We start from the raw sequence: 25,853 nt of genomic DNA on the forward strand, positions 1-25,853 counted from the left end.
ATCACGCCGCCGCGAGGGATCAGCCTTTCGGGCGTGCCATCAGTTGGTCTGAGATCCCGATCCACGCCGCCGCGCTTTTGCCGGCCGCGCCTCCGGCTCCGGATCCTTCAGCGCGCCGATCCGCCGCAGCGCCGCTTCGGCCGCGCGCTCGCCGCTATCCCACGCGCCGTCGATCGTTCCCCACAGTGTTTCGTGGGTGGCCTCGCCGGCGAGATAGATGCAGCCGAACGGCTCGGTCAGAACCTTTCGCTGGGATTGTCCACCGGGGCCTGCCGCAGACATCGCGCCGAGGGCGAACGGCGCCGCGTTCCAGCGCGTCGCGCTCGATTTCTTCACGGCAGAACCTGCCTCGCTGCCGTATAGTTTCGTCAGCCATTCCAAAGCGAACGCCACCATGGCCTTCTCGCCCTGCGCGGAAAGCTCGCGGCCGAACGCCCCCCCGACATCGAGCGTGCACAGCGTGGAGCCGCCGATATTGGCTGACATCAGCGCGGTCTTCGTCGAATTGCTCTGCTCAATGACGACGTCGTCGCGGGCAAGGCCCAATGGATTCCCCGCGATCTGCAGGGCGATCCGGTCGTAGCTGCCCAGACTCAGTTTTGCGGCCGCATCGAGCAAGCGCTTCGGAATGTCAGGCGCAAACTTGATATTGCCTGATGTCAGCACATTGCTCGACACGGTGACCACGGCGGCCCGCGCGGAGATTCTTCCGGCCGGCGTTTCCACACTGACGTCGCGGTTGCTCCAGATGATGCGGTTGGCCGGTGTCGACAGCGACAGCGGGACCTGCTCGCCTAGCTTTGCGATCAGCGTGCCCAGCCCCTGACGGCAGCCGATCGCGGTATTGCGGTCCTGCGCGCGCGACTTGTCGCCGACCGAGACGTCTTTCAGATCCTTGCCGGAAAAACTCGCACCGAGCACGAACTCCGCGGTATCCGCCCACACGCCGAGGTCCTTCGGCAGCACCGACGCGCAGGAGACGTCGAAACGGCGCGCGGCGTCGTCGATAGCGCGGTTGGCGCGCACCAGCGCGGCGAGAAATTCCTCGGTCTCGCCGGCGCGGGCGTTGCGACGACCAATGCGGATTTTCTGGCCCGAGGGCGCGGTGGTGATTTCGAGGCCGGCGGCGCGCGCCAACTTGATCATCGGGTTTGTTTCGGGATTGTGCATCCAGCGCGCGCCGCGATCGAACGGCACGTCGAAGGTCGAAACATCAGTCTGGCAGCGACCGCCGATCTGGTTCGCCGCCTCGACCACGATCACCTTGCGGTTCGCCGCCATGATGCGCCGCGCCGCAGCAATGCCCGCCGCACCGGCGCCAATCACAACAATGTCGGCTTCGCGCGGTAAGGGTGCGGCGCCGGCGCGCATTCCGCAGAATACCGGAGTAGCCGCCAGGCCTGCGGACGCCGACAGAAAAGTGCGGCGAGTCATTGTCATGTCATGGTTTCCGAGGCCTGAAAGAACCGAGAACAGCCAGCGAACTGTGCCGCATCTCACGGGACGCAGCAACACTCATGGTAAATCAATCATGATTGATCCGCAGCTTGCATGAACTAAATTGAAACGGCTTGCGACCATGATATGGAAACAAAAAAAGCGGAAGAAAAGCCGCTCTTGGGGATTTGCATGGGCGTAATGCTCGACACCATCGGCCAGCTGATCGCGGGATATCTCCAGAAGGAAGTCCCCGGCTACGAGCCGTTCACGCCCAGCGATCCCGAGCATCTGCGCGGCGTCATCGAGCCGGGCGACGTGCTGCTGGTCGAAGGCAACAACCGCATCTCCGGCATCATCAAGTACCTGACGCAATCCACCTGGTCGCATGGCGCGCTTTACGTCGGCCCGGTCGACGGTGCCTGCGAACCCGACGGCGAGCCGCACGTCCTGATCGAGGCCAATATCGGCGAAGGCGTCACCTCGGCGCCGCTGTCGAAATATTTTCCCTATCACACCCGCATCTGCCGCCCGATCGGCCTGTCTTACGAGGACCGCACCACGGTGTGCCGCTACGCCATCAACCGGATCGGCTTCGGCTACGACACCAAGAACATCGTCGACCTGATGCGCTATTTGATCCCGCTGCCGGTGCCGCAGCGCTGGCGGCGGCGCATGATCGCGTTCGGCTCCGGCGATCCGACAAAAATCATCTGTTCGGCGCTGATCGCGCAGGCGTTCGACGCGGTGCGCTATCCGATCCTGCCAAAAATCACCAGAGCGGCCACGCGAAAAGCCCGGCGCGAAATCCTGCACATCCGCGATTCCTCGCTCTACATGCCGCGCGATTTCGACATCTCGCCCTATTTCGAAATCGTCAAGCCGACTATCGTGAACGGTTTCGACTACACCGCGCTGCACTGGGCCGACAAGCAGAAGCCGCTCCGGGAGGTAGCGGGCGAGCTCGCCATGTTTCCCGAACTCAACTCGCCGCCGCTTGTTCCTGAAGAGATTGACGAGGAAGCGGCGCTTCCTGAGGAAGTCATGATCGAAGAAATGGCAATTGAAGAAGTGACCTGCGCAACAACGATGGTCGAACGCGTCACCGTGTCGGAGCACTATCTCGCCGTCGAATACGTCCCGGTCCGCCCGCCGGAGCGCCGCATGAAGCCGCGCGACAAGGCGACCGAGGCGGCGTAAGCGCCTAGAACCTTCCCGCCAGCGTCAACCGCACCGCCAACGGCTCCGCCGGATGGACGTGCCGGTCCGCCACCCCGCCGATCGGCTCGCCCGGCAGCCGAGAGAGATAGTAATATTCGATCTGGTTGGCTTTCGCGTTGAACAGATTGAGCACGTCGAGCTGCAGCCGCAAGCCATTGTCGAACTTGTAGCCCGCGCGTGCATTGAAGATCAGCGACGGTTGCGAGCGGACGCTGTCATCCTCGACCAGCGGACGCGGCCCGAAATAACGCCCGCGCAACGCGCCGAACCAGCCGCTGTCACCGCCGAACGTCACGCCACCGGCCGCCACCCACGCCGGCGCACCTGGAATGAACTGGCCGGCGGCATCGACATCGGTGAAGCGCGCACGGGTATAGGCGACATCGAGATCGAGCCGCATCCACGGCAGCATCTGGTATTGATTGGTCCATTCGACGCCGACGCGCCGGCTCGGGCGGCTCGGCTCCGTCGTGCCGGCATCGCCGACGAACAGCAGCTCCGAGTCGAAATCCAGCACGAATACCGCGAGCGAACTGGTGAGACCTTCGAACGCCTTGGTGCGGACGCCGATTTCCGCGCCCTTCGAGCGAACCAGCAGCGGCACACGTTCCTGCGGCGTCACCTTGTCGACGGGATCGACCGTAATCGTCGCGCCTCTGATATCGTTGGAGTGCAGGCCATAGCCGGCGTTGCCGTAGAACTCGGTCTTGTACCACGGTCCCAGCACGATGCCGGCCTTCGGGCTCGTCATCGATGCCTGGGCGTTGCCGGAGTTCTGCGGCGTATCGCTCAGCACCCTCCCCGCAAAGTAATCCTCGCGGATGCCGACCGTGGTGCGCAGCCAATCGGTCCAGCGTGCCGTCGTATCGGCCCACAGGCCGACATTGCCTTCTCTTACGCTGTCTTCGCGAACGGTCGAGAGTGCGTCGCGCTGGAACGTCTTGAACAGTCCGACACGAATGTCGTCGCCGCGCGTCTCCAATCCGACGCGAGTCTGCGTCTCGATGCCGGCCACACGCACGTCGAAAGCGTGGCTGGCATTGAGACCATAGACCGTACGCTTGTCGAGCTGGCTGAACTGATCGCCGTTGACGGGATCGTCGAGGAAGTAGGTGAAATTGTTGTAGAGGTTCATCGACGAGCGGATCACATAGGCGTTCGCCTTGGTCTGCCCGTATTCGCTTGAATGCGCGAAGTTTCCTGACAACGAGAACCGGCTGGCGATGCCGCCATCGGTCGGATCGAGCGAGCCGAAGCGGCCGATGATGCTCTGATCAATCGACCGTTGTGCCACCTGATCGGTCGAATTCCAGCCGTTGGAATAGGCCATCGCCGACAGCGTGAAGCCGTCGGTCGCGGTGCCCTGGCTGTAGCGCAGGACACCGTTGATCTTGCGTATGTTGTCGGGCACGTCCCACGGGCCGTTGTATTTGACGCCTTCGACAGCCGCGAGCAGCGTGCCCGCACCGATGGCCGTCGACCCCGCCGCCAACCCGCGATGATAGCCAAAGGTACCGTTGGTCGTCTCCAGAATGTTCCCGGGCAGCCGATTGATGTAGTCGATCGTGAGTGAGCCTGCAGAGCCGAAGTCACCGACATCGGCGAAGTACGGACCCTTGCGTACATTCACCGACTGGATCAGCTCGGGAATCATGAAATTGATATCGGCATAGCCCTGCCCGTGGCCATGGGTCGGCATGTTGACGGGCATGCCGTCGATCTTGATGGCGAGATCGGTGCCGTGGTCGAGATTGAAGCCGCGCAGAAAATACTGGTTCGCTTTGCCTTCGCCGGAATGCTGGGTCACGATCAATCCAGGCACCACCTCCAGCGCCTCGCCGGGGCGGGAGAAGGGCTGCGCGTTCACCTCCGCACCGCTGATGGTGGTGGCGCTGGCGGCGGTGGGCTGCAGATAAGCCGGCCCTGCGGCCGCGGATCCCGACGTCACGCCGCGGCTCACCTGCGGTGCGACGGGCACGCTTGATTGAACCGAGGCCGGATTTCGCGTAGTTCTCTCGCGGCGGGCCGGCTTGCGGCGGTTGCGCGGACTCGCTTCGGGCGGATTCACCGTCACCGCGGGAAGCCGATCGGACGAAGGCGACGCGGCGGTTTGGGCGTCTGCCGGAGACACCGTGGCAAACAGATATGCAGCGGCGGAAAATGCCCCCCAAGCAGCCCTACGCAACGCTCATGCCCCCGCATGATAACTGCTACACTCGACGCGCGACGTATCAGTTCGATTTAACCCGGCGGCAAGCTAGCAAGCGCGGTATGACGATACAAGAGAAATGTCATACTACGTCAGGACGGAATTTTCCATGCAACGGATCACCATCACGATCGAAGACGATCTGCTCGCCGAGATCGATGCGGCGGCAGAAGCCCGCGGCTACCAGAACCGCTCCGAAATCATCCGCGACCTCGCCCGCGCCGGGCTGCAGCAGGGCGCCGAAGATGCGACGCCCTCGGGCCAATGCGTCGCCGCACTGGTGTACGTCTATGATCACGCCGCGCGGGACCTGTCGAAACGGCTGGTCCAGAGTTTCCACGGCCACCACGACCTGTCGCTGGCGACGCTCCACGTTCATCTCGACGATGATTCCTGCATGGAGGTGACCGCGCTGAAGGGGGCGAGCAGCGACGTCCGCCATCTCGCCGATCACGTCATCGCCGAGCGCGGCGTACGTTACGGCCGCGTGGTGATGATCCCGACCGCCTCCGGCAGGAAACCGAAGGCGCGCAAGCCCGGCCATCACCACGACTGACCGGGGCATCATCTATCGGAGCGGCCGATCACGGCCATCAGCTCCGCAATCTTTTCGCGCTGATCGGCCTTGTTGCCGCTGGTGATCGCGTGCTCGACGCAATGCGACACGTGATCCCGCAGCACCTCTTCCTCGACCCGCCGCAGCGCGGCCCGCACCGCCGATATCTGCGTAACGATGTCGATGCAGTAGCGGTCCTCATCGACCATCTTTGACAGGCCACGGACCTGGCCCTCGATCCGGCTGAGGCGTTTTTGACAGGATGCCTTGATGTCTTTTCGCATGCAGCCTATATACCCCCACAGGGTATACGTTTCAAGGCCGGAGCGACCGATGACGGGGAACGAGAACGGCAGCGGCATGACGAAGGGCGCCTGTTGCGGGGGCCATGGCGGTCACGGCCACGACCACCACGATCACCCGGCGCACGGCGCTGCGACGGTGCGCGATCCCGTCTGCGGCATGACGGTGAATCCGGCGATCAGCAAGCACCGCTTCGACTACAAGGGCACCACCTTTCATTTCTGTTCAGCTGGGTGCCGCACCAAATTCGCCGCCGATCCTCTCGCCTATCTGGAAAAGGACAAGCGGCCGAAAGCGGCGGTGCCGGAAGGCACGATCTATACCTGCCCGATGCATCCCGAGATCCGCCAGGTCGGCCCCGGCAGCTGCCCGATCTGCGGCATGGCGCTGGAGCCCGACGTCGTCAGCCTCGACGCGCCGCCCAATCCTGAACTCGCCGACATGACGCGCCGTTTCTGGATCGGCCTTGCGCTGGCGCTGCCGGCGATCATCCTCGAAATGGGCGGCCATCTCATCGGCGGCCACGGGCTGATCGATCCAACCCTGTCGAACTGGATCCAGTTCGCCTTCGCCACGCCCGTCGTGCTGTGGGCCGGCTGGCCGTTCTTCGTGCGCGGCTGGCAGTCGCTCGTCACGCGCAATCTCAACATGTTCACGCTGATCGCCATCGGCACCGGTGTGGCCTACCTCTACAGCGTCGTCGGCACCATCGCGCCGGGCATCTTTCCGTCGACCTTCCGCGGCCATGGTGGCGCGGTGGCGGTCTATTTCGAATCGGCCGCCGTCATCACCGTGCTGGTGCTGCTCGGCCAGGTGCTTGAGCTGCGCGCTCGCGAAGCGACATCAGGCGCGATCAAGGCCCTGCTGCAGCTCGCGCCGAAAACCGCGCGCCGGATCGATCGCGACGGCGCGGACCAGGAAATCGAAATCGATAGGCTCGTCGTCGGCGATCATTTGCGCGTACGGCCGGGCGAAAAAGTGCCGGTGGACGGCGTCATCCTCGAAGGCCGTTCCTCGCTCGATGAATCGCTGGTGACGGGTGAATCCATGCCGGTCACCAAGGAGGCCGGCAGCAAGGTCATTGCCGGCACGCTGAACCAGTCCGGCGGCTTCGTGATGCGGGCCGACAAGGTCGGCCGCGACACACTGCTTTCGCAGATCGTGCAGATGGTGGCAGACGCGCAGCGTTCGCGCGCGCCGATCCAGCGGCTCGCCGATCAGGTGGCCGGCTGGTTCGTGCCGACAGTGATAGCGGTGGCGCTGCTTGCCTTCGGCGCCTGGGCGTTGTTCGGGCCGGAGCCGCGGATGGCGTTCGGGCTCGTCGCCGCCGTCAGCGTGCTCATCATCGCCTGCCCTTGCGCGCTCGGCCTCGCCACGCCGATGTCAATCATGGTCGGCGTCGGGCGCGGCGCGCAGGCCGGCGTGCTGATCAAGAACGCCGAAGCGCTGGAGCGGATGGAGAAGGTCGACACGCTGGTGGTCGACAAGACCGGAACGCTGACCGAGGGCAAACCGAAAGTCATCGCGATCGTGCCGGCGGAGGGATTTGCCGAGACCGATATTCTGCGGCTGGCCGCAACCGTCGAGCGGGCGAGCGAGCACCCGCTGGCCGACGCCATCGTGCGGGCGGCCGGGGAACGCCATCTCGATCTCGGCAAAGTCGAAGCGTTCGATTCCCCGACCGGCAAGGGCGTTACCGGCAAGGTCGACGGCAAGAGCATCGTGCTCGGCAATGCGAACTTCCTGCAGACGCTCGGCATCGACGCGCAGGCGCTGAACGATCAGGGCGAACGTCTGCGCGCCGACGGCGCCACCGTGATCAACATTGCCATCGACGGCAAGCTCGCGGGCCTGTTCGCCATCGCCGACCCCGTCAAGGAATCGACGCCGGATGCGCTGAAGGCGCTGGCGGCAGAGGGCATCAAGGTCATCATGCTGACGGGCGACAACAAGACCACGGCGAACGCCGTCGCGCGCAGCCTGGGAATTGCTGATGTCGAGGCCGAAGTGCTGCCCGATCAGAAGAGCGCGGTCGTCGCAAAACTGCAGAAGGCCGGAAAGATCGTCGCGATGGCCGGCGACGGCGTCAACGACGCGCCCGCGCTCGCCGCCGCCGAAGTCGGTATCGCCATGGGAACCGGCACCGACGTCGCGATGGAAAGCGCAGGGGTCACGCTGCTGAAAGGCGACCTCGGCGGCATCGTCCGTGCCCGCCGCCTCTCGCAGGCGACCATGAACAATATCCGCCAGAACCTGTTCTTTGCCTTCATCTACAATGCGGCCGGCATCCCGATCGCCGCCGGAATTCTCTACCCCACGTTTGGCTTGCTGCTGTCGCCGATCATCGCCGCGGCTGCCATGGCGTTGTCATCGGTGAGCGTCGTCGGCAACGCGCTGCGGCTGCGGGTGACACGGCTGTAACAACTTGACGTGCGTCAAAGGCCGCGGCCTGAGGCAGGTCCATGGTGGTTTCCGGATGCTGCGCCTTAGCAACGGGAGATTTGGCCATGACCCGCCTGACCATGACGACGGCTCTCACGCTCGCGGCACTTGCGGCTCCGGCGTGGGCGCAGGCCCCGACCGGACACGATCATTCCCATTCCAGCGACACCGCAAAATCGGCCCCGGCCGACCCGGCACCGGGTTCGTCGCCCACCGCCGCGCCGCAAGGCGGCATGGGCCACATGGGCATGATGAGCGATATGAAGAACATGATGGGCCGCATGTCCGCGATGCACGACATGGGGATGATGCACATGATGGGCATGATGGGCCGCGGCAGCGGCGGGATGGCGACCATCGATCGCATCGAGGGTCGCATCGCCTTTCTGCGTGCCGAACTCAAGATCACCGACGCACAGGCCGATAGCTGGAACGGCTTTGCCGATGCGTTGCGTGCGAATGCCAGGAAGCTTGCGGAAATTCGCGCATCGATGATGCCAAAGCCCGGCGACGCACCACCGGCTCCCACCCTTGCCGCCCGGCTGGAACAGCAAGAGCAGTGGCTGGCCGCGCGGCTCGACGGCACCAGGGCCATGAAATCCGCCTACATCAAACTCAACGAACTGCTGTCGGACGATCAAAAGAAGACCGCCAATGAGCTGCTCGCCCCGCATCTGGGAATCGGGGCCATGGCCATGATGACGACGGCGGCGCCCCTTGAGCAGAAGGAGCAGGGTCGCATGCCCGGCATGGGTGGCATGGGCATGGGTATGGGTATGGGCATGGGCAAGAAATAGCGCTGACAATTCCGGTCAGCCGTCGGGATCAGCCAACCCGGGCAGCCGTGCCGCGAGGTAGCCCGGCCCGCGCCATTCCGCCGTATAGCGCCTCGCCGGGCATTTCCGATTTCAGGATTTCGCGCACCGCCAGCAGCTTCTCGATATCGATGCCGGTCGTGAAACCCTTGCTCTCGCACAGGAACGCCAGATCCTCGATCACCACGTTGCCGGTGGCGCCCGGCGCGAACGGGCAGCCGCCGAGGCCTCCGAGCGATCCGTCGAGCACGCGCGCGCCGGCATCAAGCGCGGCGGAGGCATTGGCAATGCCCATGCCGCGCGTGTCGTGCAGATGAATACAGATCGGTTTTGAGCCGGCGATCTTCACCGCGCCCGCCGTCAGTTCGCCGACCTGCTTCGGTCCGGCATAGCCGACCGTGTCGGCGATCGCGACCATGTCGACGCCGGCCTCGAACAGCTTTTCGGTCAGCCGCAGTACTTCCTTCGGATCGACCGCGCCGACGATCGAGCAGCCCAGCGCCATCGAAATCGCCGAATTCACCACCGGCTTGTGCGCGCTCACATTGCGCAGATCGCACAGCCGCTTGACGTTGGCGATCGCAGATTCGCGCGAGCGGTTGGCGTTGGCCTGGCTGTGCTCTTCGGTCGCCGAGACCACTGTCGCCACCTCGGCGACGCCGGATGCCAGGGCCTCGTTGACGCCGCGCTCGTTCAGCGTCAGCGCGATGCCGTAAGCGCCGGGCAGTGAGGCCACCGTGGCGATCATGTCCCGCACGTCGGCGAATTGCGGGAAGGTCTTTGCCGGCAGGAACGATCCGGTCTCGAAATGGCGTACGCCCGCGGCATATTCGTCGCGCATCCAGCGCTGCTTGGCTTCCGTGGACGGGAACGTCTTCACGAGCTGCAGGCCGTCGCGCAGGCCGACCTCGCGCAGCACGATCTTGTTGTCGGGATAGAGTTCCTGGACGCGGGTCATGGCAGCCTCATTCAGCTTTATTCCTGGAGCACCAGGTTCTTGGTACCACCCACAAATACTGCATTCGCCGTTCTGGAACGCAAGCGTGATGGGCGTGTGGCAGTAATGCGGCCGCCACAAGCGCACCGGCGGCCTTTTCCCACCTCTTGCCGAAGCCCCCGCTTGTATCTAACTCTCGCAAGGGTTTCACGGGAGATTGAACCGCCATGCTTGACGCCGCCGTCAAGGCGCTTTCGCAGATGCTAGCGCCGCCGATGCGTTCCATCCTGTGGCGCTCGATCGGATTAGCACTGGTGGTGATCACCGTGCTGGCAATCGGGCTGCAACGGCTGCTGAGCTGGTTTGCCGAGTCCGGCGAAGCCTGGGCCGAGGCGATGCTGGGGCCGGGCTTTCATACCACGCTCAACGTGCTGTCCTGGATCATCTCGATCGCGGCCGGGCTCGGCGTCGTGCTCGGCGGCATCTTCCTGATGCCGGCAGTCACCTCGCTGATCGCCAGCGTGTTCGTCGATGACGTCGCCGAGCATGTCGAGCGCGAACATTATCCTGCGGAGCGCCCCGGCAGCGCGCTGCCGCTCGGCGTCGCGATTCCGGAGGGCATCAAGACGGCGCTGCTGACCATCCTGGTCTACCTGGTCGCACTGCCCTTCGTGCTGTTCGCCGGCGCCGGCTTCCTGATCTTCTTCTTCGCCACCGCCTGGCTGTTGGGGCGCGAATATTTCGAGCTTGCGGCGATGCGCTTCCGCTCGCCGGCGGAGGCCAAGGCGATGCGGAAGGACAATGCGGCGACGGTGTTCACTGCCGGGCTGTTCATTGCGGCGTTCGTGTCGATCCCCGTCGTCAACCTCGCGACGCCCGTGTTCGCCATGGCGTTCATGGTGCACATGCACAAGCGGCTGTCGGGCCCGCGGCCGGAGCTGATCGAGCCAGCGAGGAAGGCAGGAATGCCGGTGACTTGACGTTCTTCTGCCTCTCCCCGTTCTTCACGGCGAGAGGTTAGACCCTCACACCGTCTTTTCCGGCCAGCGGCATAGGTCATTGATCAAGCACACCTCGCAGCGCGGCTTGCGGGCCAGACACGTGTAGCGCCCGTGCAGGATCAGCCAGTGATGGGCATGCAGCATGAACTCCGACGGGATCACTTTCTCCAGCCCCAGTTCGACCTCAAGCGGCGTATTGCCGGGCGCCAGCCCCGTTCGGTTACCGACCCGGAACACATGGGTGTCCACCGCCATGGTGTGCTCGCCATAGGCCATGTTGAGCACCACATTGGCGGTCTTGCGCCCGGCGCCCGGCAGCGTCTCGATCTCCGCGCGGGTGCGCGGCACCTCGCCGCCGAATTCGGCGATCAGCTTCTCTGAAAGCGCGATGACGTTCTTGGCCTTGTTGCGATAGAGCCCGATGGTCTTGATGTACTCGCGCACATTCTCTTCGCCGAGTTCGAGCATTTTCGCCGGCGTATCTGCAACCGCAAATAGCGCGCGCGTCGCCTTGTTGACGCCGGCGTCGGTCGCCTGCGCCGACAGCACCACGGCGACCAGCAGCGTGTAGGGGTTGAGATGCTCGAGCTCGCCCTTCGGCTCCGGATTGGCCTTGCGAAACCGGCTGAACGCCTCGTGGACCTCGGCCGGCGTCCAGGATTTTAGCTTCGCTGACTTCTTTGCGGCCGGCTTGGGCGCGGCCTTGACGGCCTTCTTTGCCGACTTTTTCGGCACCGGTGAAACGCTGGGTTTTTTCGCGCTTTTTGAGCGGATGATTTTGGCCATGATCGGGGGTATACTGATACGCGATGACTGCAGGCAACGACTTTGATCCGCCGCTCGACCCGCCGACGCTGTTTTCGGCGCGGGTGACGCCGCATCGCTCGCTCAACCGCACCGGCTTTACGGTGCTGATGGCGTTCATCGGCGCGGTGAGCTTCGTCGCCGGCATCGCGTTCTGGCTAATGGGCGCCTGGCCGGTGCTCGGCTTCTTCGGGCTCGACGTGCTGGTGATCTACTGGGCTTTTCGCGTCAATTTCCGTAGCGCCTCGGCCACCGAGGATATCATGATGACGCCGTCGGAATTGCGCGTGCGCCGGGTCAGCCATCGCGGCGACGTCATGGAATGGACGCTCAACCCGCTCTGGGTGCAGCTCGAAAAGACCGGTGACCCCGAATTCGGGATCGAGCGGCTCTATCTGGTCTCCCGCGGCCGCCGCCTCTCCATCGGACATTTTCTGGGACCCGAGGAAAAAGAAAGCTTTTCCAGAGCCTTACTGGCAGCGTTACAGACCGCCAAGCGCGGTATCACCTATAATCCCGTCGCGTGATGGGTGTCAGAAATCGGGTGGTTTGAACCGCGCATGCGCCCTACATCAGACCCCATGATGATATCAGCCATTCAGGACCACCGCCTGGCTAAACCGGGCCATACCGCCGCGCTGCGCGACTACGATTCCGTTCGCCGCGCCATCGCCTTCATCTCCGAGCACTGGCGCGCGCAGCCGACCATCGAAGCGATGGCGGAGGCCGCCGCCGTGACGCCGGACGAACTGCACCATCTGTTCCGCCGCTGGGCCGGGCTGACGCCGAAGGCTTTCATGCAGGCGCTCACGCTCGACCACGCCAAGGGCCTACTGCGCGATTCCGCCAGCGTGCTCGACGCCGCCCTCGACTCCGGACTTTCAGGGCCGGGCCGGCTGCATGATCTGTTCGTCACCCATGAGGCGATGTCGCCCGGCGAATGGAAGAACGGCGGTGCCGGCATGACGCTGCGCTACGGCTTCCATCCCTGCCCGTTCGGCACCGCGATCGTGATCGCGAGCGAGCGCGGGCTGGCGGGACTGGCCTTCGCCGATGCCGGCGAGGAGCCGGCCGCGTTTGCCGATATGAAACGGCGCTGGCCGAACGCGACCTATGTCGAGGACCATGACGGCACCACCGGCCTCGCGCAGCGCATCTTCGACACAAAACTGTGGCGGCCGGACCAGCCGCTGCGCGTGATCCTGATCGGCACCGATTTCGAGGTGCGGGTGTGGGAGACGCTGTTGAAAATTCCGATGGGCCGCGCGGTCTGCTATTCCGACATCGCCACCAAGATCAGCAAGCCAAAGGCTTCGCGGGCCGTCGGCGCAGCCGTCGGCCGCAACCCGGTGTCGTTCGTGGTGCCGTGCCACCGCGCGCTGGGCAAGGGCGGCACGCTGACCGGCTATCACTGGGGCATTACGCGCAAACAGGCGATGCTCGGCTGGGAAGCGGGGCAATTGGGGCTGCATTGACGCGTCCGCCGCGCCGGCTTGGAAGGGAGGCCGGCAAGCAACTTAACTCGTTGCCTTTGCATGGAAATTTTCAACAGGCCGCCAGCGCTGCCCCCTACCGGCAAAGATTGACGATCCTTAAATGATCGCTCACAACCACCCGTCTCAACAGGGGAAGGTGAGCCCATGCAAGAACGTCGTCCGGTGATGCTGGCCATTTTGGATGGTTGGGGCTGGCGCGAAGATCCGGCCGACAATGCGGTCCGGCAGGCGCGCACACCGAATTTCGATCGGCTCTGGGCCGCAAGCCCGCACGCCCTCCTGAGGACGTCGGGACGCGATGTCGGCCTGCCGGATGGCCAGATGGGCAATTCCGAGGTCGGGCATTTCAACATCGGCGCGGGCCGCGTCGTGATGCAGGACCTGCCGCGCATCAACGATGCGATTGCGTCCGGAAGCATCAAATCCACCGAAGCGCTTCGTTCGCTGATCCAGGCACTGAAACAGAGCGGCGGCACTTGTCATCTCGTCGGCCTGGTTTCCCCGGGCGGGGTGCATTCGCATGAAGACCACGCCGCGGCGCTGGCCATCATCCTCGCCGACCATGGCGTGCCGGCGGTCGTGCACGTCCTTACAGATGGCCGCGATACGCCACCGAAATCCGCGCTCGATAGTTTGACCCGGCTGGAGGCCGCGCTTCCGTCGTCGGTGCCGATCGCCACCGTGATCGGCCGATATTACGCGATGGACCGCGATAAGCGCTGGGATCGCGTTGCCAGAGCTTATAACGCCATCGTCGAAGCCGACGCCCCGCGATTTCCCGACGCGCGATCGGCGATATCGGAGGCGTATGCACACGATCTCACCGATGAGTTCGTCGAGCCGTCGGTGATCGGCAGTTACGCCGGTGCCAAGGACGGCGACGGCGTGTTGTGCTTCAACTTTCGCGCCGATCGCGTCCGCGAGATTCTCGGCGCGATGCTCGATCCGTCGTTTGCTGCTTTCCCGCGCAAGCGCAACGTCCGTTTCGCCGCCGCGGTCGGAATGACGCAATACAGCGACGATCTGGACAAATTGATGCAGACGATATTCCCGGCGGAGACGTTTCCCAGCATCCTGGGCGAAGTCACTTCTGCCGCGAACCGCACTCAGTTGCGCATGGCCGAAACGGAGAAATATCCCCACGTCACCTATTTTCTCAACGGCGGACGGGAGGAACCTTTTCCCGGCGAAGACCGCATCATGGTGCCCTCGCCCAAGGTCGCGACCTACGACCTGCAACCGGAAATGTCGGCACCTGAGCTGACGGCGAAAGCCGTGGCGGCAATCGACTCCGGCAAGTACGACCTGATCGTCCTGAACTATGCCAATCCAGACATGGTCGGCCACACGGGAAGCCTGCCGGCCGCGATCAAAGCGGTCGAAACCGTCGATACCGGGCTCGGGAGAATCGCGGATGCGATCCAAAAAGCTGGCGGCGCGCTGCTGGTCACGGCCGACCACGGCAACTGCGAGATGATGCGCGACCCCACCACCGGCGGGCCGCATACCTCACATACAACAGGGCCGGTGCCGCTGTTGCTCCAGGGCGGCGGCGACGTATCGTTGGCGGACGGCCGACTGGCGGATCTTGCCCCGACCTTGCTCGACTTGATGCAATTGCCGAAGCCCGCAGACATGACCGGAGCGTCATTGCTGCGCCCGCACAAATGAAACCGGTCTAGAAATCAGCGAGCCCCAGCACGTCGGCCATCGTGTAGAAGCCGGGCTTCTGACCATGCGCCCAGAGCGCAGCCTTGACCGCACCCTGCGCGAACATGGTGCGGTCCTCGGCGCGGTGGGTGAATTCGATGCGCTCCATCGGGCCGGCGAAGATCACGCTGTGGTCGCCCGTGACAGTGCCGCCGCGCAACGCGGCAAAACCGATATCGCCGGGCCGGCGGGCGCCGGTTTGCCCGTCACGGCCGCGGGCCGAGCGGGCGTGCAGGTCGATGCCGCGGCCGGCAGCGGCGGCTTCGCCGAGCAGCAACGCCGTGCCCGACGGCGCATCGATCTTGGCCTTGTGATGCATCTCGACGATTTCGATGTCGAAACTTTCGTCCAGCGACTTCGCCACGCGCTTGACCACCGCTGCCAGCAGGTTGACGCCGAGGCTCATATTGCCCGACTGAACCACCACCGCGCGCGAGGTGACGCTCTTGATCACCGCCATGTCGGACATCGAAAGACCGGTGGTTCCGATGATATGCGCGATGCCGCGCTGCGCGGCGAGCGCGACATTGGCGATGGTCGCGGCGGGGACGGTGAAATCCACGATGCCATCGGCATTGGCCGACAGCGTCCACAGGTCGGCGGAAAGCTTGACGCCGTTTTCCGGCAGGCCGGCGAGCACGCCGGCATCCTTGCCCAGCAGCTCCGAGCCCGGCGCTTCCAGCGCGCCCGCCAAAACCGCCCCCGGCGTCTCCGAGATGACGCGCACCAGCGCGCGGCCCATTCGGCCGCCGGCTCCCGCTACGATCAATCGCATGTCGGCCATGGCTTTTCCTCTCACCGCCCTATAGCGGGAGCGGGCCGTTCCGGCAACCAATTGGGCTCACTACCCGTCATGCCCGGGCATGACGGAGAGACTTATGCTTACGGCTGGGGGCCGTCAAAGCCTTCGACGATGATGAGGTCGGCAACCGAATGCGGCAGCCGGCGCTTGATGTTCTCCTGGTATTCCGGGGAGTGGTAGCAGGCCAGCGCCGTTTCATAATCGGGGAATTCGATTACTACGTTGCGCGCGCGGCTCTGGCCCTCGATGCCCTCGAACTTGCCGCCGCGCACAATGAACCGCCCGCCGAATTTATTGAAGATCGCCGGATTGGCTACCGTATAGGGCTTGTAGCCTTCCTCATTGTGAACGTCGACGCGCGCGATCCAGTATCCCTTGGCCATACTCACTCTCCGTTTTTACTTCACCAGTCTATGCCAACGCCTGTTTGATTTCCGCTTGAATGTTATCGGCCGCCGCCCGGGGATCGGCAGCTTCGGTGATCGGCCGGCCGACCACCAGATAATCGGCGCCGGCGGCGATCGCGCGCGCCGGCGTCATGATGCGCTTCTGGTCGCCGGTCGCCGCTCCCGCGGGCCGGATTCCCGGCGTCACCAGGTTCATCTGGTGGCCGACGATCCGGCGCAGGCTGGCCGCCTCTTCCGGCGAGGAGACCAGGCCGTCGATGCCGAGCACCTGCGCCTGCTGCGCGCGTGCCTCCACCAGATCGGAAACGTTAAGACGATAGCCCGCGGCGTGCAGGTCGCCGTCGTCATAGGAGGTCAGCACAGTGACCGCGAGGATCTTCAAACCCGATCCGGCGCGCGCCTCGACCGCGGCCTTCATGGTCTGCGGATAGGCGTGCACGGTGAGAAAGGTCGCGCCGAGTTTAGCCACGCTCTCGACGCCGCGCGCGACCGTGTTGCCGATATCGTGCAGCTTCAGATCGATGAAAACCTTCTTGCCGGATTTCGCCAATTGCTGCGCCAGCGGCAACCCGCCGGCATAGCCGAGCTGATAGCCGATCTTGTAGAAGCTCACGCTGTCACCGAGCCGGGCAATCAGCGCTTCCGCCTCGACGACGGAAGGCAGATCGAGCGCGACGATCAGACGGTCCTTCGCTGCAACATCGGCTGGCTGCATGTCACCTCACATCATGCGTTGGGAAACGTCGATCAACTGCCGCGCCAGCGCTTTCAGCGCGTCGGCGTCGGCGGCATTCTTCAGGCGGTCCATCTCGTCATAGGCGTCCTCGGCGAACGGCAGCGCGAGCTGGTTCGGTATCACGGTCGCATGACAAGCCGACAAGATCAGCCGCAGCGCGGCCAGCGCGCGCGAACCACCGAGCCGGCCGCCGGAGGCGGAAGCTATCGCAAACACCCGGTCGCGAAACACCTGGCCGCGGGCTTCGTGCACGTCCTGCACCCGGCTCACCCAGTCGATGGCGTTCTTGAGCAGCGCCGGCACTGAGGAATTGTATTCCGGTGTCACGATCAGCACGCCATGGTGTGCGGCCATCATGCGCTTCAGATTGACCGCGTGCTTCGGTACGCCCGACTTCGCCTGCAGATCACCGTCGTAGATCGGCAGTGGAAAATCCGACAGCGAGATCCGGGTGATCTCGGCACCTTGCTGCGCCAGCGCGTGCGCGGCCACCGCCGCCAGCTTCGCGTTGAGCGAGCCTGTGCGCAGCGATCCCGGGATCACGAGGATTTTCAATGCGGACATCATTTGGAAATCGCGTTCAGGGCGAACCCCGAGCGACCGCGCAGGGGGCATTTCAGCCCTTGCGATACACCCAGACACGCGCCGGCGGAAGGTTCATCCAGATCCGCTCGGAGGCTTCCGTGGACACGCCCGGCAGCGATTTCGGGATCGGCGGCGCCACCGAATAGGTGAACTGCACAAAGGGCGCGCCCGGCGCGAGCGCCAGGAAGGCGTCGCGGATCAGCTTCAGGCGCGTCAGCATCGGTTTGGTCACGAGCGGCAGGCCGGAAATCACGGCCGAGGCCGGCGCATCCAGCACCTTGTCCAGCGAGGCACGCAGCGCATAGGCGTCGCCCTGCACCACCTTGGCTTGCGGATAGCGGTCGCGCAGCAGCGCGCAGAAGCCGGGATTGTACTCCACCAGCACCAGCCGCTTCTGGTCGACACCATGTTCGATCAGCGCATTGGTGATCGCACCCGTACCGGGGCCGAGTTCGATCACCGGCCCTTTGGAATCGACATCGACATATTGCGCCATGGTCCGTGCGAGCAGCTTGCTCGACGGCATCACCGCGCCCATGTGCAGCGGCTTTTCGATCCATGAACGGAGGAAGCGAACCTCATCGTCGAGACGGAGAGGCTTCTTCAACGCACGCACGGACGATTGCAAAGGCATGTCGCTACCAGGCGGGACCCGCTAACAAGCGGGTTGTCAGAAAACGGTCATAAACACGTATAGGGCGACAGCGACGTGGTCAAGCCAAACGGTAACGACGCAGTCGCGCCAAAGTGTTGGCGATGCGGCCATAACACCTTATGCCAGCTGAATGAATGATGACTGCCGGGCGACGGCCGCGCCAACGCGCACCGCGCGCGGGGCAAGATCAGGAGCCCGCGCGCGTACCGAAGAAGTCTTTGACCTTGGTGAAGAAGCCTGCCGCTTCCGGCTGGGTGGCGCCGGAGGATAGTTTTTCGAACTCAGAGAGCAATTCCTGCTGCTTCTTGGTCAGATTCTGCGGCGTTTCCACCATGACCTGGACGTACATGTCGCCGGTCTGGCGCGAGCGAAGCACCGGCATGCCTTTTGATGCAATGCGGAACCGACGGCCCGACTGCGTCCCTGCCGGCACTTTGACCTTGGTCTTGCCCTTGTCGATGGTCGGCACCTCGAACTCGCCGCCGAGCGCCGCCGCCACCATCGAGATAGGAACCCGGCAGTGCAGATCGGCGCCGTCGCGCTGGAAGAACTCGTGGGTCGAAAGCGACAGGAAAATGTAGAGGTCGCCGGGCGGTCCGCCGCGGACGCCGGCCTCGCCTTCGCCGGCCAGCCGAATGCGGGTGCCGTCCTCGACGCCCTGCGGGATGTTCACAGACAAGGTCCGGTCGCGCGTCACGCGCCCCGAGCCTGCGCAGTTCGGGCAGGCGTCCTCGATCATCTGGCCGCGGCCCTGACAGCTGGGGCAGGTCCGCTCCAGCGTGAAGAAGCCCTGGGCCTGCCGCACGCGGCCGGCGCCGCCGCAGGTCGAGCAGGTCTTCGGCTTGGTGCCGGCCTTGGCGCCGGTGCCCGAGCAGGGTTCGCAGGTGACCGAGACCGGAATCTCGATCTGCGCGGTCTTGCCCTGAAAGGCCTCTTCCAGCGTGATTTCCATATTGTAGCGCAGATCGGCGCCGCGCTCGCGCCCACCGCCGCGGCTGCGCTGCCCGGCCATGCCGAACAGGTCCTCGAAAATATCGGAAAATGACGAGGCGAAGCCGGCGCCGAAACCAGGACCGCCGCCGCCCATGCCCTGCTCGAACGCGGCATGGCCGTAGCGGTCATAGGCGGCGCGCTTCTCGCCGTCTTTCAGGACCTCATAGGCCTCGTTGATTTCCTTGAACTTCACTTCGCTGGCGGCGTCGCCCGGATTCTTGTCCGGGTGCCACTTCATCGCCAGTTTGCGAAACGCCGACTTGAGCTTGGACTCGTCCGCGTTCCGTTCGACTTCCAGGGTCTCGTAGTAGCAGCGCTTGGTGGACATCCGTCAAACCCGCCAGAAATACGCCTTCATGCCGCAGGCACGCTTCAGTGAAAAGATGCAGCCTTGGGCTTAAAGAAACCTTGGGCTTATGACCCCCACCCCTCGAGACGCTGCGCCTGCGCTCTTGGCGTGGGAGTCATGATCGAAAGCCCGACTTAAGCCGACTTTTTGTTGTTCTTGTCGTCGTCGACCTCGGTGAACTCCGCGTCGACCACGTCATCCTGGGCGGCATCACGCTTGGCGTCCGCCTCGGCCTGCTGCTTGTACATGGCCTCGCCGAGCTTCATCGAAGCCTGCGCCACGGTGTTGGTCTTGGCCTTGATGGCCTCGGCATCGTCGCCCTTCAGCGCTTCCTTGAGATCGCTGACGGCGTCCTCGATGGCGCGACGCTCGGACTCTTCGACCTTCGAACCGTGTTCGGCCAGCGCCTTCTCGGTGGAGTGCACCAGCGCGTCGGCATGGTTCTTGGCATCGACCGCCTCGCGGCGCTTCTTGTCCTCGGCCGCATTGGCTTCGGCGTCCTTGACCATCTTCTGGATGTCGGCTTCCGACAGGCCGCCGGAGGCCTGGATGCGGATCTGCTGCTCCTTGCCGGTCGCCTTGTCCTTGGCGGACACGTTGACGATGCCGTTGGCGTCGATGTCGAAGGTGACTTCGATCTGCGGCATGCCGCGCGGCGACGGCGGAATCCCCATCAGGTCGAACTGGCCCAGCACCTTGTTGTCGGCCGCCATCTCGCGCTCGCCCTGGAAGACGCGGATGGTGACCGCGTTCTGGTTGTCTTCGGCGGTCGAGAACACCTGGCTCTTCTTGGTCGGGATCGTGGTGTTGCGGTCGATGATGCGGGTGAACACGCCGCCCAGCGTCTCGATGCCCAGCGACAGCGGGGTGACGTCGAGCAGCAGCACGTCCTTGACGTCGCCCTGCAGCACGCCGGCCTGAATGGCCGCACCGATGGCGACGACTTCATCCGGGTTGACGCCCTTGTGCGGCTCCTTGCCGAACAGCTGCTTGACGATTTCCTGGACCTTCGGCATGCGCGACATGCCGCCGACCAGCACCACTTCGCCGATTTCGGCGGCGGTGAGGCCAGCATCCTTCAGCGCCTTGCGGCACGGCTCGACGGTCTTCTGCACGAGGTCGTCGACCAGCGCTTCGAACTTGGCGCGGGTCAGCTTCATCGTCAGATGCTTCGGACCGGTCTGGTCCGCCGTGATGAAGGGCAGGTTGATTTCGGTCTGCGTCGTCGAGGACAGCTCGATCTTGGCCTTTTCGGCGGCTTCCTTCAGGCGCTGCAAGGCAAGCTTGTCGTTGCGCAGGTTGATGCCCTGCTCCTTCTGGAACTCGTCGGCCAGATAGCTGACGAGGCGCATGTCGAAGTCTTCACCGCCCAAAAACGTGTCGCCGTTGGTGGACTTCACCTCGAACACGCCGTCGCCGATTTCGAGAATCGAAACGTCGAAGGTGCCGCCGCCGAGGTCGTAGACCGCGATGGTGCCGGCTTTGGATTTGTCGAGACCGTAAGCGAGCGCAGCGGCCGTCGGCTCGTTGATGATGCGCAGCACTTCGAGGCCGGCGATCTTACCGGCGTCCTTGGTGGCCTGGCGCTGGGCGTCGTTGAAGTAGGCCGGAACCGTGATGACAGCCTGATCGACCTTCTGGCCGAGATGGGCTTCCGCGGTCTCCTTCATCTTCTGCAGGATGAAGGCCGAGACCTGCGAGGGCGAATAGGTCTTGCCATCGGCTCCGACCCAGGCGTCGCCGTTCGATGCCTTTTCGATCTTGTAGGGGACGAGCTTCTTGTCCTTCTCGACCATCGGGTCGTCGTAGCGGCGGCCGATCAGGCGCTTCACTGCGAAGAACGTGCGCTCGGGATTGGTCACCGCCTGGCGCTTGGCGGGCTGGCCTACGAGGCGCTCGCCGTCATCGGTGACGGCAACGATCGAAGGCGTGGTGCGCATGCCTTCCGCGTTCTCGATGACTTTGGCAGTCTTGCCATCCATTACGGCGACGCACGAATTCGTGGTGCCGAGATCGATCCCAATGACCTTTCCCATGGTCCTCATATCCTTCTTGTTGCGGCAGGTTGGCTGGGCCCTGAACGGCGCACCTAACCGAACCCCCAACGATCAATTACTCGCGATATTGCGACGGTGAGCCTCATATAGGAGGGGGGGTCCGCCCTGCAAGGACCGAACGCAAGCTTAGGGCCTGAAAAGGCTGACGTTTGAAAGATTGTGTCAGCCCTGCAGGGGGCGAGCCGGCGGCAGGCCGCGTTAACAAATCGGCAAGGCCCTCGACACAGGCCGCTCGTCGTACCGTGAAGGGCTGGCGGTCCGGGACGGGCACGCGGTATTTGGCCGCTGCACACGCCTCAAAAAGCGCCCGGATCGCAGGCAGAATCCCGCGAAATGGCCGACTTATCGAAACGTGATGGTGGAACGGACGCTTGTGCTGCCCTGTTGCAGGGACACCAAAACCGTTAAAAGCGGGCCGACCGGGACGACCCATGTCGGTCCGAACGCTGCAAGAGTAGAACCTGAGATTCGCAAGCTGCATCGCAGGCCCCGTCGAATGGCCCTGATGCGAACCCGGTAGATCCTTCATGACGCTTACCCGATACTCCGCCGCCGTTGCCCTGATCGTTGCCCTCACTTCCAGCGCCTTCTCATCCGCGTTCGCCGCCGATCCGGTCTTTCCGCCGGGCGCCAGGGTGGGCATGACGCCCCTGGTCGGCCTCAACAAGGCGCGAGGCTTCATCGGCTTCGAGACGGAGGATCAGGGGGTCAAGGTCCTGATCGCCGACCTGCCGGCGGAAGCCTATGGCGAGGTCGCCAATGCGTTCAAGACTGTCCCCGGCGGCGTCGGCGGCATCAAGCCTGAAAGCATCGAGACCGCCGCGGGCCTGGCCTACTACACCGTCGAGAACGGGAAGGATGGCGCCGCCACCGTGCGGCGCTATTCGATGATCCTGCCCGGCCCCACTTTCTCCGGCTACGTCGCCGTGCAGGTGCCGGAGAACGCTGCCAGGATCTATACCGACGACGCCGTGCGCCAGATGTTCGCTTCCGCCGTCATCCGCAACGAAGTCCCGATCGAGGAGCAGCTCGGTCTGCTGCCGTTCAAGGTCAGCGAACTCTCGAGCTTCAAGAACATCCGCACCCTGGCGCCGGGCGCGGCCATCATCCTCTCCGACGGCGACGAAAAGACCGGCTTCGAGACCGCGCCCTTCATGATCATCGGCATGATCGGCTCGACGGCAGCCTCGCCCAACGATCGCGGCCGCTTTGCCCAGCAGATCGCAACCACGATTCCGGGCGTACGCGATGGCCGGATCACGATGTCCGAGCCCGTCCGCATCGACGGCCAGCCCGGCTACGAGACGCGGATCGACGCCACCAGCGGCAAGGACAACACGCCGGTTACCATCGTGCAGTGGGTGCGGTTCGGCGCCCAGACCTCGATGCGCATCATCGGCTCCTCGCCGCGGACCGACTGGACCACCGCCTTTCCGCGCTTCCGCGCCGTGCGTGACGGCATTCATCCGCGAACCTGACCCCGAAAGTTGCGCGCGAGCCGAAACTTCGCGCTTTCGTTCGCGCATGCCTGGAATTAGCATTTTCCCGGGTCGGGGTTCACAACCGGGAGAATCAAAATGTTCAATCGCAGGCTGGTTCTGACAGGTTTGGGCGCGACGTCAGTCACCGCCCTCGTACCAGGAGCAATCATGGCCGCATCGATCAAACCGGATGACGCTTCCGCGCTGCTCGTCATCGACGTGCAAAACTGCTTTCTGCCCGGCGGCAGCCTTGCGGTGAAGGACGGCGAGCAGGTCGTCCCGATCATCAACCGCATCGCCAAGGGCTTTGCCAATGTAGTGATGACGCAGGACTGGCACACCGCGGGCCATGTCTCGTTCGCCTCGACGCATTCCGGCAAGAAGCCGTTCGAGACCGTCGATCTCGCCTACGGCAAGCAGGTGCTGTGGCCGGATCACTGCGTGCAGGGCACCGAGGGCGCGGCGCTGTCAAAGGACCTCGCGGTGCCGCATGCCGGGCTCGTCATCCGCAAGGGTTTTAACAAGAACGTCGACAGCTATTCGGCCTTCACCGAGGCTGACGGCAAGACCACGACCGGGCTCGCCGCCTATCTGAAGGCGCGCAAGGTGAAGCGGGTGTTCCTCGCCGGCCTCGCCACCGATTTCTGCGTCGCATGGAGCGCGCTCGACGCACGCAAGGCCGGCTTCGAGACATATGTGATCGAGGACGCCTGCCGCGGCATCGACACCCAGGGCTCGCTGGCGAAGGCCTGGACCGACATGACCAAGGCCGGCGTCAAGCGGATCAAGTCGGAAGATATTGTCGCTTAACCCATATTACCTCGCGGAGATCGGGATGTCCGATCAGGCGTCACCCTTTGCATTCGATCTGGCCCGTCGCGCGCCGTCACAGCGCATGGCGGGCCTGATCGTGGGCATGACGGGTTACCGCGAGATGGCGCGTGGCCGATTCTTCCAGCGCGAAGCCGCCAGCCTGGTGGTGCCGCTGATCATCAGCTTCGGCACCCCCTTCCTGATCGCGCTCGACCGCGAGCCCGACGCCGACGACCGGCAGCCGAGCTTCGCCGCCGGGCTTCATGCCGGTCCGGTCTTCATCGAGTCCGATGGCGGCGCCGAATGCGTGCAGGTGGATTTCACGCCGCTTGGCGCCTACCGCGTCTTTGGCCGCGCGGTCGTCGATCTTGCCGCGCGCATGGTCGACATGGGCGACGTGCTGGGCCGTGAAGGCCGGGCTCTGCGGGAACGGCTTGGCGCTGCTTCGGGCTGGCACAACCGCTTTGATCTGATTGAGGATTTTGTAGCCGGTCGCGCCAACCATGTGCCCTCACCCGAAATCGACTATGCCTATCGACGGCTGGCGCGCAGCGCAGGTAGCGCGCGCATCGCCGCGCTGGCGAGCGAGATCGGCTGGAGCCGTAAGCACCTGGTGGACCGCTTTCGATCCGAACTCGGTCTCGCGCCCAAGCCGATCGCGCGCATGATGCGTTTCCATCGGGCCTGCCGGTTCGCACGGGGTGGAGCGAGCAGCGGCTGGGCCGGGATTGCAGCGGAGAGCGGCTACGCCGATCAGGCGCATCTCGCCCGCGAATTTGCAAGTCTTGCCGGAGAAACGCCGACGGCCTGGGCCCGGCGTCTGGCGCTGACCGACAACCGTCTGCTGCGTCCGCTGGACGGGCTCGACGGCTGACGGTTCCGGTAACAAATCTTCAAGCCTTTGCCGAAGCGCCCCGCGCATATTGGCGCCGCAAGCACAGAGGAGATTCCATGACCGAGCAAAGTAAAATCGACGCGCCGCGCATCTATCCGACGATGCGCTGCCGGGATGCCGAGGCCATGATCCGTTGGCTGAAGGATGTCATCGGCTTCACTGAATACGCCGTCCACCGCAAGGACGGCGCGGTGCAACATGCCGAGCTGGCCTACGGCTCCTCGCTCCTGATGCTGGGCCAGAGCCGCGATGACGAATACGGCAAACTTGTCGGGGATATCGGCGGCCGCCGCACCGACGCGCTCTATGTAGCCGTCGACGATCCGGACGCCCTGCACGCCCGGGTCAAGGCATCCGGCGCCAGAATCGAAATGGAATTACACAACACGGACTATGGCAGCCGCGACTTCGCCTGCCGGGATCCGGAAGGCAATCTGTGGAGTTTTGGCACCTATTGGCCGAAGACCAGCGACAAACCGCAGTAGATCCTGAACGGCTCAGTTCGTGGCATCGCCCGCCGGCGCGGCCTTCGCCCCGCCCTTCGAGACGGCGACCAGCGCCGGGCGCAGCACGCGCTCGCCGATCGTGAAGCCGGCCTGCACGACCTGAACCACCGTCCCGGACGGAACGGAGGGATCGGGCACTTCGTACATCGCCTGCTGGAAATTCGGATCGAACTTCTCGCCGGACGGATCGAACTTCTTGACGCCGTTCTTCTCCAGCGAGTTGAGCAGCGAACGCTCGGTCAGCTCGACGCCTTCGATAAAAGCCTTGAGGCCGGGATCGGCGGTTTCCTTGGCCTCGGGCGGAATGGCATCAAGCGCGCGCTGCAGATTGTCGGCGATGTCGAGAATGTCGCGGGCGAAGCCGGTGATGCCATAGGTCTTGGAATCGGCAACCTCGCGCCGGGTACGCTGGCGCAGGTTTTCCATTTCCGCCAGCGTGCGCAGCACCTTGTCGCGCGCCTCGGCCAGCTCCTTGGTCAGCGCCTCGTTCGATCCCTCCTCGGGATCGTCCGGCATGATGTAGGGTTTTGAGACCACGGGCTCGCCGGTCGGGGCCGGTTTCACCGCGTCGTCACTCGGCCGGTTCGGATCGGTCATAAGACTGCCTTCTCAAAAAACGGGTCTGGTTCGATGGGGATTTGCT

Annotated in this window: 25 protein-coding genes; 12 read left to right on the top strand and 13 right to left on the bottom strand. The window is 64.3% G+C overall.

Annotation, left to right across the window (positions count from 1 at the left end; translation table 11 throughout):
- Nucleotides 1–39 precede the first annotated feature (39 nt).
- Entirely contained in the window at nucleotides 40–1,440 is a 1,401-nt protein-coding gene (locus QUH67_RS00705) for a flavin monoamine oxidase family protein (RefSeq protein WP_300944747.1), read from the bottom strand.
- A 189-nt stretch (nucleotides 1,441–1,629) separates the two neighbouring features.
- Here QUH67_RS00705 and QUH67_RS00710 point away from each other — a divergent pair, with 189 nt between their 5' ends.
- Entirely contained in the window at nucleotides 1,630–2,637 is a 1,008-nt protein-coding gene (locus QUH67_RS00710; protein ID WP_300944748.1) for a YiiX/YebB-like N1pC/P60 family cysteine hydrolase, read from the top strand.
- Nucleotides 2,638–2,641: 4 nt separating this feature from the next.
- On the opposite strand, the gene QUH67_RS00715 is transcribed toward QUH67_RS00710, so the two are convergent.
- Nucleotides 2,642–4,606: a TonB-dependent receptor gene (locus QUH67_RS00715; protein WP_407080389.1), complete on the bottom strand. Its 1,965-nt coding sequence runs from the start codon at nucleotides 4,604–4,606 to the stop codon at nucleotides 2,642–2,644.
- 370 nt (nucleotides 4,607–4,976) lie between these two features.
- On the opposite strand from QUH67_RS00715, the gene nikR reads away from it, so the two are divergent.
- Nucleotides 4,977–5,423 (top strand): nickel-responsive transcriptional regulator NikR, encoded by a 447-nt coding sequence (nikR, locus tag QUH67_RS00720; protein WP_300944749.1) that lies wholly within the window; start codon nucleotides 4,977–4,979, stop codon nucleotides 5,421–5,423.
- A gap of 8 nt (nucleotides 5,424–5,431) precedes the next feature.
- On the opposite strand, the gene QUH67_RS00725 is transcribed toward nikR, so the two are convergent.
- Complete coding sequence (locus QUH67_RS00725) at nucleotides 5,432–5,707, bottom strand: metal-sensitive transcriptional regulator (protein WP_027540012.1); 276 nt, start codon at nucleotides 5,705–5,707, stop codon at nucleotides 5,432–5,434.
- A gap of 49 nt (nucleotides 5,708–5,756) precedes the next feature.
- Between QUH67_RS00725 and QUH67_RS00730 the strand changes: the two genes are divergently transcribed.
- On the top strand, nucleotides 5,757–8,147 hold the full coding sequence (locus QUH67_RS00730; RefSeq protein WP_300944750.1) for a heavy metal translocating P-type ATPase: 2,391 nt from the start codon (nucleotides 5,757–5,759) through the stop codon (nucleotides 8,145–8,147).
- 86 nt (nucleotides 8,148–8,233) lie between these two features.
- Entirely contained in the window at nucleotides 8,234–8,965 is a 732-nt protein-coding gene (locus tag QUH67_RS00735) for a Spy/CpxP family protein refolding chaperone (protein WP_300944751.1), read from the top strand.
- 28 nt (nucleotides 8,966–8,993) lie between these two features.
- Here QUH67_RS00735 and QUH67_RS00740 read toward each other — a convergent pair whose 3' ends face one another.
- Complete coding sequence (locus tag QUH67_RS00740; RefSeq protein WP_300944752.1) at nucleotides 8,994–9,941, bottom strand: beta/alpha barrel domain-containing protein; 948 nt, start codon at nucleotides 9,939–9,941, stop codon at nucleotides 8,994–8,996.
- Between the two features lie 206 nt (nucleotides 9,942–10,147).
- Here QUH67_RS00740 and QUH67_RS00745 point away from each other — a divergent pair, with 206 nt between their 5' ends.
- Nucleotides 10,148–10,900, top strand: a complete 753-nt coding sequence (locus tag QUH67_RS00745) for a sulfate transporter family protein (RefSeq protein WP_300944753.1) — start codon at nucleotides 10,148–10,150, stop codon at nucleotides 10,898–10,900.
- Between the two features lie 45 nt (nucleotides 10,901–10,945).
- Here QUH67_RS00745 and nth read toward each other — a convergent pair whose 3' ends face one another.
- Entirely contained in the window at nucleotides 10,946–11,707 is a 762-nt protein-coding gene (gene nth, locus QUH67_RS00750) for an endonuclease III (protein ID WP_300944754.1), read from the bottom strand.
- A 23-nt stretch (nucleotides 11,708–11,730) separates the two neighbouring features.
- On the opposite strand from nth, the gene QUH67_RS00755 reads away from it, so the two are divergent.
- The 3 genes from QUH67_RS00755 to gpmI all read left to right on the top strand — a co-directional run bounded on the left by QUH67_RS00755 (nucleotide 11,731) and on the right by gpmI (nucleotide 14,892).
- Nucleotides 11,731–12,252 (top strand): DUF2244 domain-containing protein, encoded by a 522-nt coding sequence (locus tag QUH67_RS00755; protein ID WP_300944755.1) that lies wholly within the window; start codon nucleotides 11,731–11,733, stop codon nucleotides 12,250–12,252.
- 54 nt (nucleotides 12,253–12,306) lie between these two features.
- Nucleotides 12,307–13,200, top strand: a complete 894-nt coding sequence (locus QUH67_RS00760; RefSeq protein WP_300944756.1) for a bifunctional helix-turn-helix domain-containing protein/methylated-DNA--[protein]-cysteine S-methyltransferase — start codon at nucleotides 12,307–12,309, stop codon at nucleotides 13,198–13,200.
- A 165-nt stretch (nucleotides 13,201–13,365) separates the two neighbouring features.
- Nucleotides 13,366–14,892: a 2,3-bisphosphoglycerate-independent phosphoglycerate mutase gene (gene gpmI / locus QUH67_RS00765; protein WP_300944757.1), complete on the top strand. Its 1,527-nt coding sequence runs from the start codon at nucleotides 13,366–13,368 to the stop codon at nucleotides 14,890–14,892.
- Between the two features lie 7 nt (nucleotides 14,893–14,899).
- Here gpmI and dapB read toward each other — a convergent pair whose 3' ends face one another.
- From dapB to dnaK, 7 genes are all read right to left on the bottom strand, one after another.
- The gene (gene dapB, locus QUH67_RS00770; RefSeq protein WP_300944758.1) at nucleotides 14,900–15,715 is read right to left on the bottom strand and encodes a 4-hydroxy-tetrahydrodipicolinate reductase; all 816 of its coding nucleotides are present in this window, start codon (nucleotides 15,713–15,715) and stop codon (nucleotides 14,900–14,902) included.
- Nucleotides 15,716–15,813: 98 nt separating this feature from the next.
- Complete coding sequence (locus QUH67_RS00775; RefSeq protein WP_300944759.1) at nucleotides 15,814–16,116, bottom strand: DUF1330 domain-containing protein; 303 nt, start codon at nucleotides 16,114–16,116, stop codon at nucleotides 15,814–15,816.
- A gap of 28 nt (nucleotides 16,117–16,144) precedes the next feature.
- Complete coding sequence (gene pyrF, locus QUH67_RS00780; protein WP_300944760.1) at nucleotides 16,145–16,855, bottom strand: orotidine-5'-phosphate decarboxylase; 711 nt, start codon at nucleotides 16,853–16,855, stop codon at nucleotides 16,145–16,147.
- Between the two features lie 6 nt (nucleotides 16,856–16,861).
- Nucleotides 16,862–17,440 (bottom strand): NADPH-dependent FMN reductase, encoded by a 579-nt coding sequence (locus QUH67_RS00785; protein ID WP_300948295.1) that lies wholly within the window; start codon nucleotides 17,438–17,440, stop codon nucleotides 16,862–16,864.
- Nucleotides 17,441–17,492: 52 nt separating this feature from the next.
- Entirely contained in the window at nucleotides 17,493–18,095 is a 603-nt protein-coding gene (locus QUH67_RS00790) for a class I SAM-dependent methyltransferase (RefSeq protein WP_300944761.1), read from the bottom strand.
- Nucleotides 18,096–18,303: 208 nt separating this feature from the next.
- Nucleotides 18,304–19,437, bottom strand: a complete 1,134-nt coding sequence (gene dnaJ, locus QUH67_RS00795) for a molecular chaperone DnaJ (protein ID WP_300944762.1) — start codon at nucleotides 19,435–19,437, stop codon at nucleotides 18,304–18,306.
- Nucleotides 19,438–19,592: 155 nt separating this feature from the next.
- Nucleotides 19,593–21,494 (bottom strand): molecular chaperone DnaK, encoded by a 1,902-nt coding sequence (gene dnaK / locus QUH67_RS00800; protein WP_300944763.1) that lies wholly within the window; start codon nucleotides 21,492–21,494, stop codon nucleotides 19,593–19,595.
- 548 nt (nucleotides 21,495–22,042) lie between these two features.
- Here dnaK and QUH67_RS00805 point away from each other — a divergent pair.
- From QUH67_RS00805 to QUH67_RS00820, 4 genes are all read left to right on the top strand, one after another.
- On the top strand, nucleotides 22,043–22,993 hold the full coding sequence (locus QUH67_RS00805; RefSeq protein WP_300944764.1) for a hypothetical protein: 951 nt from the start codon (nucleotides 22,043–22,045) through the stop codon (nucleotides 22,991–22,993).
- A 99-nt stretch (nucleotides 22,994–23,092) separates the two neighbouring features.
- Nucleotides 23,093–23,806: a bifunctional nicotinamidase/pyrazinamidase gene (pncA, locus tag QUH67_RS00810; RefSeq protein ID WP_300944765.1), complete on the top strand. Its 714-nt coding sequence runs from the start codon at nucleotides 23,093–23,095 to the stop codon at nucleotides 23,804–23,806.
- A gap of 85 nt (nucleotides 23,807–23,891) precedes the next feature.
- Nucleotides 23,892–24,683 (top strand): helix-turn-helix domain-containing protein, encoded by a 792-nt coding sequence (locus QUH67_RS00815; RefSeq protein WP_300944766.1) that lies wholly within the window; start codon nucleotides 23,892–23,894, stop codon nucleotides 24,681–24,683.
- Between the two features lie 77 nt (nucleotides 24,684–24,760).
- Nucleotides 24,761–25,189, top strand: a complete 429-nt coding sequence (locus QUH67_RS00820) for a VOC family protein (protein WP_300944767.1) — start codon at nucleotides 24,761–24,763, stop codon at nucleotides 25,187–25,189.
- 12 nt (nucleotides 25,190–25,201) lie between these two features.
- On the opposite strand, the gene grpE is transcribed toward QUH67_RS00820, so the two are convergent.
- Nucleotides 25,202–25,807: a nucleotide exchange factor GrpE gene (gene grpE, locus QUH67_RS00825; protein WP_300944768.1), complete on the bottom strand. Its 606-nt coding sequence runs from the start codon at nucleotides 25,805–25,807 to the stop codon at nucleotides 25,202–25,204.
- Between the last annotated feature and the right edge of the window lie 46 nt (nucleotides 25,808–25,853).

This window comes from Bradyrhizobium roseum, from assembly GCF_030413175.1.
GTDB classification, from domain to species: domain Bacteria; phylum Pseudomonadota; class Alphaproteobacteria; order Rhizobiales; family Xanthobacteraceae; genus Bradyrhizobium; species Bradyrhizobium roseum.